The sequence below is a fragment of the Psychrobacter sp. TB55-MNA-CIBAN-0194 genome (assembly GCF_040309505.1).
GTDB lineage: Bacteria > Pseudomonadota > Gammaproteobacteria > Pseudomonadales > Moraxellaceae > Psychrobacter > Psychrobacter fozii.
On record NZ_JBEOOW010000617.1, the window covers coordinates 1 to 248 of the forward strand.

The 248-nt window shown below is 43.5% G+C and carries 1 protein-coding gene; it reads left to right on the forward strand.

Going from position 1 to position 248, the window contains the following annotated elements; genetic code table 11:
- Positions 1 to 248, forward strand: a 248-nt coding sequence (locus AAEY75_RS16490; protein WP_352260240.1) for a glutamate--tRNA ligase family protein, incomplete at both ends; no start/stop codon positions are given.

Consider the following 248-nt stretch of genomic DNA (forward strand, 5'->3'; position numbering starts at 1 on the left):
ACTTTGCCATATGCCATTACTGCGTAACCCTGATAAATCAAAACTGTCTAAGCGTAAAAACCCAACCTCTATCACGTATTACCGTGATGCCGGCGTGCTACCTGAAGCCTTGCTAAATTACCTTGGTCGTATGGGCTACTCAATGCCTGACGAAGCTGAGAAATTTACCTTGGATGAAATGATTGCCAGCTTTGATATTCAGCGTGTGTCACTTGGCGGCCCTATTTTCGATATCGAAAAGCTTAATT